A 15,615-nucleotide genomic window follows, 5' to 3' on the forward strand; every position below is an offset into this window, starting at 1 on the left:
TAGCGGTGCGGCGCAAGACGGAGGACCCGCAGCAGGTCGCGCTGCGCGAGGGCTGGAGCAGTGCCTGCCAGCTGTACGGGTACCTGCACGGCGGCGGCGACCTCGTCGCGCTGCCGCCGGGCGCGGTCCGGCTCAACCCGGACGAGGTGGCCTACGGCGACGCCCTGCTCGGCTACGCCCGCTTCTACGGCACCACGGCGACGTACCAGCAGAGCAGCACGATGCTGCTGGGCTCCGCGACGTTCGTGGCCGCCGGGCTGGCCGCGAACGCGATCGGCAACGCGGCGGCACGCAACCGCGCGCAGGCGCAGGCCGCCCACCAGTGGCGCGACCACGCGACGGTCCGCACGATCCTCACCAGCCAGCGCCTGCTGTGCGACTACCGCGGCCAGTGGCTGAGCTTCTGGCACACCGGGGTCGTGGAGCTGCAGGGCGACGTCGCGCAGTGGCTGTTCGTGCTGCGGTACGAGGTCGGCGACCCGGTGATGCTGCACGGCCCGGCGGCGCCGTGGTTCGCGGTGAGTGCCGCCCGGCTGGTGTACGGCCCGGGCGGGCTGCAGCTGCCAGCGCTCGCCCCGCTGGCCCGCGCGTACATCGAGGCGACCACCCGTGACCAGCGGATGCTCGGCGGCGCGCCCGGGCCGCAGGCGCTGCCTCCCGCATAGCAACGCGCAACCACTGGTTGCGCATCCGCCGCCCGCGGGCTAGGTTGTTAAGCAACCAAAGGTTGCGGGAGGTACAGCATGGAGCTCGGCACGATCGAACGTGAGATGTACGTCGAGGCACCACCCGAGGTGGTCTTCGACGTGGTGAGCAACCCCGAGCACATCAAGCAGTGGTGGCCGGACGACGCCCGTTACGAGGCGACGCCCGGCTCCACCGGCGAGATCGTCTTCGGCGACCGCGACGACGGCGGCACGGTGGTGGCGTTCACGGTCGTCGACGTCGAGCCGCCGCACCGGTTCTCGTTCCGCTGGACGCAGCCGGCCGACCAGGCCGCGGCGGAGGGCAACTCGCTGCTGGTCACCTTCCGGCTCACCCCGTCCGGCGGCGGGACGCTGCTGCGGTTCAGCGAGACCGGGTTCCGGGAGCTGGGCTGGGAAGCGGCCGTCCTGGAGGAGCAGTACCGCGACCACGTCGCCGGCTGGGACCACTTCCTGCCGCGCCTGACCGCCTACGTCGCCACGCTGCGGGTCCGGCCGTGACGAGCCCGGCGACCGTCGTCGACGACGAGCTGTGGTCGGCGATCGGCGACCCGGTCCGGCGCCGGATGCTGGACCTGCTGCTCACCGAGGGCGTCGGCACGGCCACGACGCTGAGCCTGCAGCTGCCGGTCACCCGGCAGGCCGTCGCCAAGCACCTCACCGTCCTGGACCGGGTCGGCCTGGTCCGTGCGACACCGGCCGGGCGGGAGAAGCGGTACCACGTCGACGACGTGCAACTGGCCCGCGCCGTGGCGCAGCTGTCCTCCGTCGGCGCGACGTGGGACGCCCGGCTGCGCCGTATCAAGCAGATCGCCGAGGCGATCCACCGCACCCAGCAGCAGACCGAGGAGGAGTGACGATGACGGACATCCTGCACCGCATCGGCGTCAAGGACGCGGCACCGCAGCAGGTGTACGACGCGCTGACGACCGTCGACGGGCTCGCCGCCTGGTGGACGGGCGACACGAAGGAGCACGACGGCGTCCTGCAGTTCCGGTTCCCGCCCGTCGGCGGGTTCGACATGCAGGTCGTGCAGGCCAAGCCGGCTGAGCGGGTAACCTGGCGGGTGGTGGACGGCCCCGAGGAGTGGATCGGCACCACCATCGACTGGAAGCTGCACCGCGACGGCGACTACACGATCGTGCTGTTCGAGCACCTCGGCTGGAAGGAGCCGGTCGAGTTCATGTACCACTGCAGCACCAAGTGGGCGTCCTACCTGCTGAGCCTCAAGTCGCTGGTCGAGACCGGCCAGGGCGCACCGGCCCCACGGGACGTGCAGATCAGCAACTGGCACTGACCCGCGGCCCGGGGTGACGGCACGCGCCCGCCGCCCCGGGCCGCCCTGCTCCGGGACACGCCGGCGTGGTGCCGCACGTCCGAGCACAGCCCTCGTCGCGGCGGTACCGTACTGTGCCGCTGTCGATGGTGTGCCCGACGCGCTTCCACCGTGCCATCCCCGTGGCGGACCGACCATGAGAGAGAACCGCGATGCCGACTGAGCCATCCGTCCTGCAGGTCCTGCTCGTCGAGGACGATCTCGCCGACGTGGCCCTCATGGAGAGCGTCTTCGAGGACCATCGCATCCGCAGCGAGCTGCACCACGTGGCCGACGGCGAGGAGGCGATGGCGTTCCTGTACCGGGAGGAGCCGTACACCGACGCGCCCCGGCCCGACCTGATCCTGCTGGACCTCAACATGCCGCGCGTCGACGGCCGCCAGGCGCTCACCCTCATCAAGCAGGACGACAAGCTCAAGTCGATCCCGGTGATCGTCTTCACCACGTCCTCGACGGACAGCGACATCATGGCCAGCTACAGCCGCAACGCCAACGCGTTCATCACCAAACCGATCGACCTCGACCAGTTCGAGCACGTCGTCTCGGAGATCCGCAACTTCTACGGCCACACCGTCACCCTGCCCAGCCGCGTCTCCGACCCCGCCCGCCTCGACGACGCCGACTGACGCCCCGCGCCCCGGCCCGCTGGTGATCTTGGCCGGTTGATCGAAGTCGCGCCGTGGTCGTCCGGACGGCCAGGACGCGACTTGGATCACCACGGCGGCCCGGCCGGCGCGACGGCGCCCACCGGATGCCGCACGCGCGAGGCTGCCACGCGCCGGCGCGGGCGGGCGGCGAGGAACCACAGCGCCACCCACCCGGTGAACGTTCGTGGTCACAGCGCTACCACTATCGTGGGCGCGTGGAACCGCCCGCCGATCCCGTGAACGCGTGGCTGATCAACGCCGCGCGGCCGGTGGGCACGGCCGAGCTGGGCGCCGGTGGTCCGGTGGCGTTCCCGCCGCCGCGCAGCGAGCCGGCGGGGGCGCTGGTGGACCGCGTCACCGGGCTCGCGGCGCGGCTCGCACCGCCAGGTGGCCGGTGGCTGTCGGCCGTGCAGTATCCCGACCTGCGCGCGGCGACGGCGACGTTCAGCGCCGGCGAGTGCCAGGTCAGCCTGGCCGTGCAGCGGCTGCCCCGGCCGGCGTACGTGTCGGACTACACGTTGGGCTTCGCCGGGGACACGTACCACGAATGGCCCGGGGGCGTGCGGGTCGTCATGGTCCGGCACGGGCTGCCGCACTGGTTCCAGGTCGCCGCGGTGCGTGCCGCGGGGGTCGGCCTGGCCACCACCGTCACCGACGGTCCGCGGGTCGACGCGCCGGACATCTTCGCCGCCTGGTCCGGCGTCGAAGGGCTGCTCCAGCGGGTCCGGGACGTCGCCGGCGACGCGGCGGTCGACGACTTCGCAGCGGACTGACGAGCCGGAGGCACCCGGGGACCTCGAGGCACGGGCCACCGCCGGGCCGCCCCCGATGCGGGGCGGCCCGGCGGCCGGGCGGAACCGTCAGCGGGGGGCCATCCGCAGGGCGCCGTCGAGGCGGATGACCTCGCCGTTGAGGTAGTCGTTGGCGATGATGGACAGGGCCAGGCGGGCGTACTCGGCCGGGGTGCCGAGGCGGGCCGGGAACGGGACGCCGGCGGCGAGGCCGGCGCGGAACTCCTCCGAGACGGTCTCCAGCATCGGGGTGAGCATGATCCCCGGGGCGATCGTCATGACCCGGATGCCGTGCTGGGCGAGGTCGCGGGCGGCGGGCAGGGTGAGGCCGGCGACGCCGCCCTTCGAGGAGGCGTACGCGGCCTGGCCGATCTGGCCCTCGTACGCCGCGACCGACGCCGTGTTCACGATGACGCCCCGCTGGCCGTGCTCGTCGGCGGCGGCGGTCGCCGCGATCCGCTCCGCGGCCAGCGCCATGACGTTGAACGTGCCGATCAGGTTGACCTGCACGACCTTGGCGTACATGGCGAGGTCGTGCACCCCGGCGCGGCCGAGGATGCGGGCCGACGGGGCGATCCCGGCGCAGTTGACCACGACCCGGAGCGGTTCGGGGCCGGCCGCCGCGACCGCGACGGCCTCCCGGACGGCGTCCGGGTCCGTCACGTCGACCCGGATGCCGTCGAAGTCGGCCAGGTCGAAACCGTACACGGTCGCTCCCGCCGCGGTGAGTGCGGCGGCGGTGGCCGCGCCGAGGCCGGATGCGGCACCGGTGACGATGGCGGCGGTGTTGGTGAGGTCCACGCGGGCTCCCTGTCGTGAGTTTCAGATGTCGGTGACGCGCAGGCCCGCGTGGGCCTTGTACCGGCGGTTGACCGAGATGAGGTTGGCGGTGAGCGCCTCGACCTGGTGGGCGTTGCGCAGCCGGCCGCCGTAGAGGCCGCGGACCCCGGGGATGGTCGCGGCCAGCTCCTGCACCAGGTCGGTGGCGGCCCGGTCGTCGCCGAGCACCAGCACGTCGGTGTCCACAGTAGAGCATTCCGGGTCGTCAAGGTGGACGGCGGACACGTTGTGGAACGCGCCGACCACGGTCGACCAGGCCAGGATCGCCGCGGCCTGTTGGGTGGCCGAGCCTTCCTCGACGGTGAGCGCGTACGCGCCCTGCTGGTCGAAGCCGAGTGGGTTGACGCAGTCCACGACGATCTTCCCGGCCAGCACCGGGGCGAGGTCCTTGAGCAGGTCGGCGTGCCCGTCCCACGGTACGGCCACCACGACGATCGCGCCGGCCGCCGCGGCGTCCGCGTTGGACATGCCGCGGACCCGGCCGGGCAGGTCCGCGGCGGTGGCCGCGGCCCGTGCCGCGTCCCGGGAGCCGAGCACCACGTCCAGGCCGGCCGCGGCGAACCGGCGGGCCAGTCCCCGCCCCTGCGGCCCGGTCCCACCCAGCACGGAGATGGTCATCCCCAGCAGCCCGGTCATGACAACCGCTCGTACAGCACGACGGGGTTGCCCCCGGGGTCGGTGACCGTCGTGCGCCGCTCGTGCGGTCCGGTCACCACCAGGCCGGCGGCGGCACCCAGCGAGGCGACGCACGCGTCGAGGTCGTCGACCTGGATGCTCAGCACGGTCCGTCCCGCGACGGGTTGTTGTGAGGCGTCGGCGAGTCCGATGGTGACGGTGCCGTCGGTGACGGCGGCGTACCGGTCGCCGTCGCGGAACCGGGTCGTCAGCCCGAGCGCGGTGTAGAAGGCCAGCTGCGCGTCGAGCGCGCCGGCCGGGACGATGACGTGACCGATCTTCATGGGCGGAACCTCGGCATGACCTCGCGGGCGAAACGTTCGACGATCTCGATGGAGCGGGCGATCGGCAGCCCGAGCCACTGCGCCCGGAAGACGAAGTGGTTGTAGCCGGCGTCGGCGAAGTCCTGGACCTTCGCGGCGATGTCGTCCGGCGAGCCGAAGAACAGCGCCTTGGACTTGATGCCCTCCCACTGGGTCTCGAAGTAGTCCATGCCGTACTGGACGTATTCGCCGTAGGAGCGGCGCACGGCGGTACCGGCGATGTCGTAGGCTGCGTCGAAGGAGTCGGCGACGCACAGGTCCCGGTGGATCGGGAAGACCGCGCCGTCCTCGGAGAATCCCGCGGCACGACGTTCGGCGCGGTAGTCGGCGAGGTTGCCGACGGCCCAGTTGCGGCGCACGTTGGACGGCGCGAGCCACGGCAGGCCCTGTCGAGCGATCCGGGCGATGCCGATCGGGCCGTTCGCGCCGACCCACACCGGCGGGTGCGGCCGCTGCACCGGCAGGACGCTGCACCGCACCCCGTCGAGCTGGAAGTGCTGGCCCTTGTGGGTGACGGGTTCGCCGGTCCACAGCTGCCGCATCACGTCGAGCGCCTCGTTCATCCGGGACACCCGGGTACGCCGTTCGATGCCGAACGAGGCGAACTCGTCGTCGCGGTAGCCGGAGCCGATGCCGAGGACGAACCGGCCGCCGGACATCTGGTCGATGGTGGCGATCTCCTCGGCCCAGTGCACGGGGTGCCCGAGCGGCAGGATGAGGATGCCGGTGCCGAGCTGCATCGTGCCGGAGTGGTCGATCAGGCGGGACAGCAGCGGCAGCGGCTGGGGCGTCGACAGCGACGACAGGTAGTGGTGGATGCCGAAGACCGAGTCGTAGCCGAGGTCGCGGACGTGCTGGACGTACTCGACGATCTCGCCGGTGCGCCGGCGCAGGTCGTCGCCGGGCTCGTACTGGTGGTCCAGCAGGATGCCGAACTTCACGCGGGTTCCTCGTTGGAACGCGACTCGCTGAGCCGGAAGTACGGCGCGACCATCCGGTCCCGGTCCTCGAGGGCCTGCCGGATGCCCTTCTCGCGGCGCTCCTTGAGGAAGTTCCAGTCGCCTTCGTCGAAGCTGACGTTGGTGGCCCAGCCGTGCCCGACCCAGCCGGTCATCGCGCCGAGGCCCTTGCCGCGGGCCTCCATGACGATCTGCATCATCGACTTGCCCATCATCAGCGAGTCCAGGGGCATCACCGCGATCGCGTCGGCGTAGTCGTCGACCCAGCGCTGCAGGTCCTCGCGCGGGACGACCTTGGTGACCAGGCCCTTGCGCTCGCCCTCCTCGGCGCCGATGGCGCGCATGGTGAGCATGACGTCCTTCATCGTGGTCAGGCCGACCTTCTCGATCCAGTGGTACATGTCCTGCGGGGCCGGGCCGAGGTAGCGGAACGCCGGGTGGGTGAAGCGGGCGTCAGGGGAGGCGATGACGATGTCGGCCGACAGCGCGATCTGGAAGTGCCCGCCGTAGCAGTACCCCTGGACCTGGCAGATGGTGGCCTTCAGCGACTCGATGATGGGCCGGGTGAAGCCGGAGCTGAGCACGTTGCGGTCGGGCAGGATGCGCTGCCGCTGCGCCGGGCGGCGCCGGGACGCCTTGTCGGTGCCGGCCTTGTAGCCGATGTAGTGGCCGAGTTCGGCGGCGTCGGCGCCGGTGCCGAAGTGCTCGCCCTCGCCCTTGAACACGATCACCTTGACCCGGTCGTCGGCCTCGGCCTCCCGGACCAGGTCGCCGACCCGCTCGAAGGCGGCGACCGGGATCGCGTTGAGCCGGTCCGGGCGGTCGAAGGTGATGGTGGCGACGCTGCGTGCCTCGTCGACGTCGTAGCGGACGTACTTGGCGAGGACCTCCGGGTCGACCTCCATGTTCTCGACGTCCCACTGGTTCTCCAGGAGTTCGGCTTCGGTCTTCTTCACGGCGGGTTCCTTAATGACGGAAGGCGGGGAACACTTCGGAGGCGAACAGTCGCAGGGAGGCACGGACCTGGTCGGTGGGCATGCCGAGCCAGCCGGGCCGGAAGATGAGGTGGTCGAAGCCCAGGTCGCGCAGCGCGCTGATGCGTTCGATGAGGAACTCGGGCGAGCCGAGCAGCAGGGTGTTGCGGACCAGTTCGTCGAAGCGGTCGCGCTGCCAGCGCAGCGCCGGGTACTCCGCGTAGGTGGAGTACTCGACCCGGGCGTGCGGCAGCGCCTCCTCGACGGCACGTTCGGTGGTCGGTGCGCAGTACAGCTCGACGCCGACGGGCCGGGAGATGCGGGAGGTGTCGCGGCCGTACTCGACGAGGGCGTCGTTGTAGACGGCGAGGTGCTCGGGCAGGAACCGGCGGCTCGGCGAGTTGCCGGGCGCGTACCAGGCGTCGCCGAGCCGGGCGGCGCGCCGCACCGCCTTCTTGCCGCCGGCGCCGATCCAGATCGGTGGCCCGCCCGGGGTCAGCGGCCGGATGCCGATGGTGGCGTCGGTCTGCGGGTAGAACTCGCCGTCGGTGGTGACGGGTCCGCCGCCCCACAGCGCCCGGATGAGTCGCAGGCTCTCGTCCAGGCGGCGGAAGCGGGTCTCGGGGTCGATGCCGAACGCGGCGAACTCGTTCTCGCGGTAGCCGGCGCCGACGCCGAGGATGACCCGGCCGCCGGACAGATGGTCGAGGGTGGCGAACTCCTCCGCGATGTGCACCGGGTGGAACATGGGCAGCAGCAGGATGCCGGTGCCGATGAGCATGTCGCCGGAGCGCGGGATGAGGCTCGCCGTCATGGAGATCGGCTGCGGGGTGTTGAGGTTGGACTGGAAGTGGTTGATCGTCCAGACCGAGTCGTAGCCGAGCTCGGCGGCGAGTTCGACGGTGCCGAACAGGTCGCTGAGGTGCCTGCCGAGGTCGTCGCCGTGTGGGTACTGGTGCGACGCCATGATCCCGAACTTCATCCGTGCCCCTCTCCGGCGACCCGGCTGATCTTGCCGGTGCTGCTGCGTTCCAGGGCGGGCACGAACTCGATCCGCCGCGGGGTCTTGAAGTGCGCGAGCCGGTCCCGGGCGAAGGCGACGATCCGGTCGGCGAGGTCGTCGTCGGTGACGGTGTCGTCGGCGGCGCGCACGACGAGCGCCACGGGAATCTCACCGAGCCGGTCGTCGGGCCGGCCGAGCACCCGCACGTCATGCACGAACGGGTGCTCCCGCAGCTCGTCCTCGATCTCCTCGGGCCACACCTGGAAGCCACCACATTTGATCATGTCGCGCTTGCGCCCGACGAGGAACAGCACGCCGTCCTCGTCGACGTACCCCATGTCCCCGGTGTGGACCCAGCCGTCGCGGACCAGCTCGCGGGACGCCTCGGCGTCGTCGACGTAGCCCTTGGTCAGCTCGGACCGCACGACCACCTCGCCCTCGGCGCCGGTCGGCAGGGCCTTGCCGTCGCCGTCGCGGATCTCCAGCTCCACGCCGGGGTAGACGCGGCCGGCGGAGCCGGGCTTCCACCGTCCGGCCTTCATGTCCCGGCCGGTCCAGCCGGCGATGTGCCCGGCCTCGGTCGAGCCGTAGTTGACCAGGATCGGCACCCGGTAGCGCTCCTCGAAGGCGCGCCGGACCGGCCACGAGATCGCCTGCCCGGCGACCAGGACGGACTTGACCCCTTCGAAGGGCAGCTCGCGCTCGGCGTGCACGATGTCAAAGACCATGGTGGGCAGGAAGAAGAAGTTGTCGAAGGCGAACCGGTCCATCAGCTCGGCGAGCCGGTCGACGCCGAAGCGCTCCCAGACCACCGCGGGCCGGCCGACGAAGAACGCGAAGAGCAGCGAGTGCTGCCCGCCGCTGTGGAACAGCGGCAGGGCGATGAGGTTGGCCTTGGCGTCGGTGGCGGCGGTGCCTTCGGCGTCGCTGCCGGTGGAGACCCGGGCGAGGCGTTGCAGGGAGGCCCGGGTGCCGCCGTGGGTGACGCTGACCGACTTCGGCCGGCCGGTGGTGCCGCCGGTGGACAGGATGCAGGCCTCGGCGTCGTCGGCGACGTCCACGGCGGGCACGCTGACCTGCTGCCGCCAGGGCAGTTCCGGCACCCCGGCGAGTGCTGCGCCGGCGGCCCGGACGTCGGTGTCCAGGCCGCCGGCGAGCAGTTCCGCGACGACCTCGGGGCGCCGGTCGTCGACGAGCAGCAGCCGCGGGGCGGTCTTGGCCAGGGATTCGGCGAGTTCGGCGGCGTTGTACAGGCTGCTGATCGTGACCGGGACGGCGCCGATCTTCCAGGCGCCGAACAGGAAGAACACGATCTCGGGGCCGTTGGTGAGGTAGCAGGCGACCCGGTCCCCCGCGCCGACGCCTTCGGCGCGCAGGGCCGTGGCGACGCCCCCGGCGAGCCGGTCGACCTCTTCGAACGTCCAGGCCCGGCCGTCGTCGCCGTGCAGGGCGGTCACCTGCGGCCGGTCGGCGGCACGCCGTTCGAGGATGCGGGCGAGGTTGGTCATTGCAGCGCCCCTTCGCTCACTCGCGGGATGATCTCGGCGCCGAAGCGGGCGAGCTGCTCCATGGCCTCGTCCTGGCCGGCACCGACGAACTGGTGCCGCAGCGACACCTCGGTGATGCCGAGCTCGGTCTCCCAGTGGCGCAGCTTCGCCACGATGTCGTCCGCGGACCCGACCAGGCAGTCCTCCGCGAGGTACCGGTCCACGTCGATGGCCTGGGCGTCGTCCCAGGACTTGTAGCCGGCGTACTGGCGCTGCAGGTGCGGCCGGACGGCGGCGGCGGCGGTCGCGTAGGTGTCGCCGACGCACGCCTCGCGGCTCATCGGGTACTCCCGGTCGAGGCTGTGGCCGTGTTCGGCGAGGCTGTCGCGGTAGACGCCCAGCAGCCGGGCGAGCTCGGCGTCGTCACCCTTCGGCCCGATGAGCCACGGGGTGTCGAGGCGGGCGGCGCGGCGCACGGCGGCCTCGGCGAACGCGCCGATCCACAGCGGCGGCCCGCCGGTCTGCACTGGGCGCAGGGCGAGGGAGGCGCCGGGGACCTCGCCCCAGCTGCCGTGCGCGTCGACGGTGGCGCCGCTCCACAGTGCCCGCAGCAGCGGGACGTAGTCGCTGAGCCGGCGCAGCCGGTCCTCCCACGCGACACCGAAGGCGGCGGTCTCGCGTTTGCGGTAGCCGGCGCCGAGGCCGACGGTGAGCCGGCCGCGGGACAGCACGTCCAGCGTCGCGAGCTCCTCGGCGAGGGCGATCGGGTTGAGCAGCGGGGCGAGCAGGACACCGAAGCCGATCCGGACCCGGCTGGTGGCGGCGGCGAGGTAGCCGGCCAGCGGGATCGGCTGGATGAACGCCGACTTGGCCAGGTAGTGGTGGCCGAGGTAGACGGCGTGGAACCCGGCCGCCTCGGCGGCGGCGGCCTGGGCGAGCACCTCGTCGATGCCGTCGATGGCGGAGACCGACGGGTCGAACTGGGCGCTGAGGAAGCAGCTGATCCTCACCCGACGACCGCCGCGGTCTTGGGCTGGGCCTGAGCCTGGGCCTGAGTCTGGGCCTGCGCGCGGAAGTGCGGGATCACCTTGGCGGCGAACTCCTCCATGGAGCGCAGCGCGGCCGCGCGGTCCAGCGTCGGGATCCGCAGCCAGCCGATGTAGTGGTTGATCCCGAGCTGCTCGCGCAGCATCTCGATGGTGTCGATGACCTGCTGCGCCGAGCCGAAGTTGCCGCCGTGGGTCAGCGTCTGCTCCAGGGTCAGCAGCTCGATGTTCTTGGCGACGGCCGCGTAGTAGGCGCGCTCCTTCTCGATGGCCTCCTCCGAGCCGGGGATGACCTTGCCGACCGACTTGTAGTACTGCATCGCGGCCCGCGCGGCCTGCCGCAGCCCGTCCTCGCCGTCGCCGCACCAGACCTGCTGCATGAACGGCAGGTCGTAGGTGGAGATGTCGAACCCATTGTCGCGCATGGCCTGCTGGTACAGGCTGAAGTTCTTCTGCATGATGCCCAGCGGCGTGAAGTTGGGCGAGGTGATGATGGACTCGCCGAGGGCGCCACGCTCGCGGAAGCTCTCGGGTGAGACGGTGCCCTGCAGGATCGGCGGCCCGCCCGGGGTGAACGGCCGCGGGTAGGTGGTGACGTTGTCGTAGTGGAAGATCTCGCCGTGGTAGGAGAAGTTCTCCTGCGACAGGGCGAGCCGCAGGATCTCCAGGCTCTCCTTGTACCGCTGCTTCGACTCCTCCAGCGGCACGCCGAAGCCGGCGAACTCCGAGGGCTGGTAGCCGCGGCCGACGCCGATCGAGACCCGGCCGCCGCTGAGCACGTCGAGGGCGGCGATGTCCTCGGCCAGGCGCAGCGGGTGGTGCAGCGGCAGCACGAGCACGGCGGTGCCGATGGTGATGCGCTTGGTCCGCTCCGCGACGGCCATGCCGAAGTTGATCGGGCTGCCGAGAATGCCGTACTTGGAGAAGTGATGCTCGGCCAGCCAGATCGAGTCGAAGCCGAGCTCGTCGGCCAGCTGGATCTCGTCGAGCGTCTCCCGCAGCACCTGGTGGTCCGATGTGCCTTCGTTCACCGGAAACAGGTTCATGATGCCGAACTTCACGATCTCTCCTCGTTTATTCCGACCAGCCGGTATGTTAGTGCCACCGCGCTGGACTTCGCAAGACACTGCAGGCCAGGGCCCACCCAGGGCCTCCACGGGGCCTACACGGACGAACGGGCCACCACCCGCAGGGCGCCGGCGCGGCGGCGGTGCCAGGCACCGGAGCCGAGCACCGCGTCGAGCACCAGCGCGCGGCGCAGGAACAGGTGCGGGTCCGCCTCCATGGTGATGCCCATGCCGCCGTGCACCTGGATGCAGCGTTCGGCGGCGAAGATCGCGGCCCGGCCCGCCGCCGCCTTCGCGGCGTGCACCTGGATCTCCGCGTCGGGCCGGCCGTTGTCAACCGCCCACCCGGCGTACAACGTGAGGTCCCAGGCGGCCTTGCGGACCGTGGCGGCCTCGGCGAGCTGGAACGCGACCCCCTGGTAGGAGCCGATCACCCGGCCGAACTGCTCGCGGGTGCGGGCCTGCTCGGCGGCCAGCTCGATGGCGCCCTGGGCCACCCCGCACAGCTCGGCGGCCGTGACCAGGGTGGCCCGCCACGGCCCGGCGCCGGCCGGGGCGATCGCCTCCGGTGCGGCGAGGGTGACATCGGACAGCGGCACCGACGGGTCGAGGGACTGCCGCGCGACGATCCTCTCGGCGGCAGCGATCCCCGCCCCGCCGGGCAGCAGCACCGCGAAGCCGTCCGCCTGCGCCGCGAACCGTACCAGCGCGTCCATCGCCGGGGTGAGCACCCGCTCCCCCGCGAGGACGTCCTCGGGCAGCGGGGATCCGCTGAGCAACTGCACCGCGGCGGCGTGCGCCGGGAACCGGCTCGGCACCAGGTGCTCCCCGAGCACCTCCACGGCGACCAGCAGGTCGATGAGGTCGGAGCCGATCCCACCGGCCGGCTCCGGCACCCCGAGCAGGCCGAAGTCGCGCAGCAGCGGGCCGTCGCACGCCGGGGCCCGCCAGCCGTCGTCGAGGGCGGTGCGGGCCGTGACCCCCTCCCCCTCGACGAGGGACCGGACGGTCTTGGCGATCTCCAGCTGTTCCTGGGTGAATGTCGCGCGCATGGCAGGGCTCCGCTCAGCGTGACCGCGGCAGGTGCAGCACCCGCTCCGCGAGAATCGACTTCTGGACTTCCTCGGTGCCGCCCTCGATGGTGTGCGCGCGGGCGCGCAGGTAGCGGCGCATCCGGGCGGCGGCGCCCGGGGCGTCCAGCAGCACCCCGCCGCTCTCGTCGAGCTGCACGGCGAGCCGGTTGGCGTTCTGCACGACCCCGGCCCACAGGCTCTTGAGCGCCGAGGTCTCCGGCCCGGGCACCCCGCCGGCCTGGGTCTCGCCGAGCATCCGCATCGAGCCGATCCGGACCGCCTCGGCGTCGCACTGCAGCTGGCCGACCATGTCGAGGAACGCGGTGTCACCGCCACCGCCGGCGTCGACGACGCCGCGCTCGAGAGCGACGTCGATGACCCGGTCGACGGCCTGCCGGGCCCACACCCACAGGTTCAGCGCCATGCTGCCGCGTTCGAACGCGAGCGTGGTGAGGGCGACCTTCCAGCCGTTGCCGACCCCGCCGAGCACGTCCTCGTCGGGCACGAACACGTCGTCGAGGAACATCTCGTTGAACTCCGTGTCCCCGTTGATCATCACCAGGGAGCGCACGGTGAACCGGTCCATCGGGGCGAGCAGGTAGCTGATGCCCTGATGTTTCGGAGCGGCGGCGTCGGTACGGGCGAGCAGCAGGCACTTGGAGGCGTTGTGCGCGTTGGACGTCCAGATCTTCGACCCGTTGACGAGCCAGCCGCCGTCCACCTTCGTCGCGGCGGTGCGCAGGCTCGCCAGGTCCGACCCGGAGCCGGGCTCGCTGAAGCCCTGGCACCAGTACTCGTCGCCGCGCAGGATCCCGGGAAGGTGCCGGGCCTGCTGCTCCCTGGTGCCGTGGGCGATGATGGTCGGCCCGGCCAGCATCATGCCGACGCCGTTGAGCGGGTACGGGGCGCCGCGGACGGCCGCCTCCTCGTTGAAGATCGCCTGGGCAAGGGAGTCCAGGCCGCGGCCGCCGTGCTCGGCCGGCCACGACAGGCCCGCCCAGTTGCCGGCGCACAGCCGGTCCTGCCAGATCCGCGACCAGTGCTCGCGCTGCTCCTGCGTCAGCTCCTCCTGGTCGGGCACGTCGCGCAGCGCCTCGTCGAGCCAGCCGCCGACCTCCCGCCGGAACGCCAGGTCGGTGTCGCTGTCATCGAAGTCCATGGGCGGAGGCCTCCTCTTCCCGCTTGAGCCGCGTCTTGTACAACTTGCCGTTCGGGTCCCGCGGCAGCGCCTCGTGCAGCACGTAGGACAGCGGGCGTTTCGGCTTCGCCAGCTGGGTCTCCAGGTGTGCCCGCAGCGCCGCCACGACCGTGTCCCCGTCGGGTGCGCCCTCGCGCAGGACCAGGTGCGCCTGCGGGACCTCGCCGAACTCGGGGTCGGGCGCGCCGATGACGGCGGCGTCGGCGACCCACTCGTGGGTGAGCAGCGCCGCCTCGATCTCGGCCGGGTAGACGTTGACCCCGCCGACCAGGATCAGCTCGGCGGCCCGGCCGGTGATGTACAGGAAGCCGTCCTCGTCGACGTGTCCGACGTCCCAGACCGTCATGAGGCCGTCGCGGCGGGCGCCGTCGGTCTTGCCCGGGTCGTTGTGGTACTCGACCTTGTCCTCGCCCTGGCGCATGTACACGATGCCGGTCTGCCCGACGGGGACCTCGACCCCCTGCTCGTCGAGGATCTTCAGGGTGGAGATCGAGGCGGGCCGGCCGACGGTGCCGGGGTGGGCGAGCCACTCGTGCGGCCGGGCGACGGTGGTGCCGACCTCCGTCGAGCCGTAGTACTCGTACACCACCGGGCCGAACCAGTCGAGGATCCGCTGCTTCACCTCCCGCGGGCACGGTGCCGCGCCGTGCAGCACATAGGCCAGCGAGGAGATGTCGTAGCTTTCGCGCACCTCACGGGGCAGTTGGAGCAGCCGGTAGAAGTGCGTCGGCACCATGCTGGTGCCGGTGATCCGCTGGTCCTGGACCCGGCGCAGGAACCCTTCCGGGGTCCAGCCGTCCATCAGGACCAGGGTGCCGCCGGCGTGCAGCGCGCCCATCGCCGGGGTGATGTTGGCGGAGTGGTACAGCGGCGCCGACACCAGCCACGACCCGAACGCGGAGCGCTGCATCCCGAACTCGTTGAACAGCCACACGTAAGCGCGCGCGCCGGTGTCCGCGTCGATGCCGCTGAGCGGGCGCTTCACCCCCTTGGAGCGGCCGGTGGTGCCGGAGGTGTACATCATCAGCGAGCCGGCCGGGGTGCCCTGCGGGCTGGTGTCCGGCATCCCGTCGGTGAGCTCGGTGAGGTCCTTGCCGTCGACGTACACGTGAACCCCGGCCGGGGCGGCGGCCTCGACCACGTCCTCGACCCGCTCCGAGCAGACGACGACCTTGGCCCCGCTGTCGCTGAGGATGTAGGCGACCTCGGGCTCGGTCAGGTGGTAGTTGATGGTCACCAGGTACAGCCCGGACTGCATCGCCGCCAGGTACAGCGCGACCATGCCGGGGCTGTTGGTCATCACCGCCGCGACGGTGTCGCCGACCTGCAGCCCCAGGCGGGTGCGCAGCGCGTGCGAGATCCGGTTGACCTCGGCGAACAACGCACCGTAGGAGATCCGCCGGTCGTCGGCGGTCACGATCGCGCACAAGTCCGGTTCGGCGGCTGCCCACAGCCGGAAACCGGTCCGGTCCTCGGTCATCGGACTCCTTGA

18 protein-coding genes are annotated in these 15,615 nt (G+C 71.8%); 6 read left to right on the top strand and 12 right to left on the bottom strand.

What is annotated here, in order from left to right:
• Nucleotides 1-5 precede the first annotated feature (5 nt).
• The 6 genes from AB0H83_RS38855 to AB0H83_RS38880 all read left to right on the top strand — a co-directional run bounded on the left by AB0H83_RS38855 (nt 6) and on the right by AB0H83_RS38880 (nt 3,460).
• Complete coding sequence (locus AB0H83_RS38855; protein ID WP_360104292.1) at nt 6-665, top strand: hypothetical protein; 660 nt, start codon at nt 6-8, stop codon at nt 663-665.
• Between the two features lie 78 nt (nt 666-743).
• Entirely contained in the window at nt 744-1,205 is a 462-nt protein-coding gene (locus AB0H83_RS38860; RefSeq protein ID WP_360104295.1) for an SRPBCC family protein, read from the top strand.
• On the top strand, nt 1,202-1,561 hold the full coding sequence (locus tag AB0H83_RS38865) for a helix-turn-helix domain-containing protein (RefSeq protein ID WP_360104298.1): 360 nt from the start codon (nt 1,202-1,204) through the stop codon (nt 1,559-1,561). Before AB0H83_RS38860 ends, AB0H83_RS38865 begins: the two co-directional genes overlap by 4 nt.
• Nucleotides 1,562-1,563: 2 nt before the next feature.
• The gene (locus tag AB0H83_RS38870; RefSeq protein ID WP_360104300.1) at nt 1,564-2,001 is read left to right on the top strand and encodes an SRPBCC domain-containing protein; all 438 of its coding nucleotides are present in this window, start codon (nt 1,564-1,566) and stop codon (nt 1,999-2,001) included.
• A gap of 191 nt (nt 2,002-2,192) precedes the next feature.
• On the top strand, nt 2,193-2,666 hold the full coding sequence (locus AB0H83_RS38875) for a response regulator (protein ID WP_360104303.1): 474 nt from the start codon (nt 2,193-2,195) through the stop codon (nt 2,664-2,666).
• Nucleotides 2,667-2,902: 236 nt separating this feature from the next.
• The gene (locus tag AB0H83_RS38880; protein ID WP_360104306.1) at nt 2,903-3,460 is read left to right on the top strand and encodes a hypothetical protein; all 558 of its coding nucleotides are present in this window, start codon (nt 2,903-2,905) and stop codon (nt 3,458-3,460) included.
• An 87-nt stretch (nt 3,461-3,547) separates the two neighbouring features.
• On the opposite strand, the gene AB0H83_RS38885 is transcribed toward AB0H83_RS38880, so the two are convergent.
• From AB0H83_RS38885 to AB0H83_RS38940, 12 genes are all read right to left on the bottom strand, one after another.
• Nucleotides 3,548-4,279, bottom strand: coding sequence for an SDR family NAD(P)-dependent oxidoreductase (locus AB0H83_RS38885; RefSeq protein WP_360104309.1), 732 nt, complete (start codon nt 4,277-4,279; stop codon nt 3,548-3,550).
• 21 nt (nt 4,280-4,300) lie between these two features.
• Nucleotides 4,301-4,954, bottom strand: coding sequence for an NADPH-dependent F420 reductase (gene npdG / locus AB0H83_RS38890; RefSeq protein WP_360104312.1), 654 nt, complete (start codon nt 4,952-4,954; stop codon nt 4,301-4,303).
• Nucleotides 4,951-5,277 (bottom strand): VOC family protein, encoded by a 327-nt coding sequence (locus AB0H83_RS38895; RefSeq protein WP_360104315.1) that lies wholly within the window; start codon nt 5,275-5,277, stop codon nt 4,951-4,953. Before AB0H83_RS38895 ends, npdG begins: the two co-directional genes overlap by 4 nt.
• Complete coding sequence (locus tag AB0H83_RS38900) at nt 5,274-6,257, bottom strand: LLM class flavin-dependent oxidoreductase (RefSeq protein WP_360104318.1); 984 nt, start codon at nt 6,255-6,257, stop codon at nt 5,274-5,276. The genes AB0H83_RS38895 and AB0H83_RS38900 overlap by 4 nt, the downstream gene beginning before the upstream one ends.
• A complete protein-coding gene (locus tag AB0H83_RS38905) occupies nt 6,254-7,231 on the bottom strand; it encodes an enoyl-CoA hydratase/isomerase family protein (RefSeq protein WP_360104320.1) in 978 nt (325 codons plus the stop codon). The genes AB0H83_RS38900 and AB0H83_RS38905 overlap by 4 nt, the downstream gene beginning before the upstream one ends.
• Before the next feature lie 10 nt (nt 7,232-7,241).
• Nucleotides 7,242-8,231 (bottom strand): LLM class flavin-dependent oxidoreductase, encoded by a 990-nt coding sequence (locus AB0H83_RS38910; protein ID WP_360104323.1) that lies wholly within the window; start codon nt 8,229-8,231, stop codon nt 7,242-7,244.
• The gene (locus tag AB0H83_RS38915) at nt 8,228-9,760 is read right to left on the bottom strand and encodes a class I adenylate-forming enzyme family protein (protein ID WP_360104326.1); all 1,533 of its coding nucleotides are present in this window, start codon (nt 9,758-9,760) and stop codon (nt 8,228-8,230) included. The genes AB0H83_RS38910 and AB0H83_RS38915 overlap by 4 nt, the downstream gene beginning before the upstream one ends.
• On the bottom strand, nt 9,757-10,749 hold the full coding sequence (locus AB0H83_RS38920) for an LLM class flavin-dependent oxidoreductase (RefSeq protein WP_360104328.1): 993 nt from the start codon (nt 10,747-10,749) through the stop codon (nt 9,757-9,759). Before AB0H83_RS38920 ends, AB0H83_RS38915 begins: the two co-directional genes overlap by 4 nt.
• Nucleotides 10,746-11,846, bottom strand: a complete 1,101-nt coding sequence (locus AB0H83_RS38925; protein WP_360104331.1) for an LLM class flavin-dependent oxidoreductase — start codon at nt 11,844-11,846, stop codon at nt 10,746-10,748. Before AB0H83_RS38925 ends, AB0H83_RS38920 begins: the two co-directional genes overlap by 4 nt.
• A gap of 101 nt (nt 11,847-11,947) precedes the next feature.
• A complete protein-coding gene (locus tag AB0H83_RS38930) occupies nt 11,948-12,904 on the bottom strand; it encodes an acyl-CoA dehydrogenase family protein (RefSeq protein ID WP_360104334.1) in 957 nt (318 codons plus the stop codon).
• A 13-nt stretch (nt 12,905-12,917) separates the two neighbouring features.
• Entirely contained in the window at nt 12,918-14,084 is a 1,167-nt protein-coding gene (locus AB0H83_RS38935; protein ID WP_360104337.1) for an acyl-CoA dehydrogenase family protein, read from the bottom strand.
• On the bottom strand, nt 14,071-15,603 hold the full coding sequence (locus tag AB0H83_RS38940; RefSeq protein WP_360104340.1) for an AMP-binding protein: 1,533 nt from the start codon (nt 15,601-15,603) through the stop codon (nt 14,071-14,073). Before AB0H83_RS38940 ends, AB0H83_RS38935 begins: the two co-directional genes overlap by 14 nt.
• Nucleotides 15,604-15,615: the final 12 nt, after the last annotated feature.

The organism is Dactylosporangium sp. NPDC050688 (assembly GCF_040654515.1).
In the GTDB taxonomy this organism is placed as follows: Bacteria; Actinomycetota; Actinomycetes; order Mycobacteriales; family Micromonosporaceae; genus Dactylosporangium.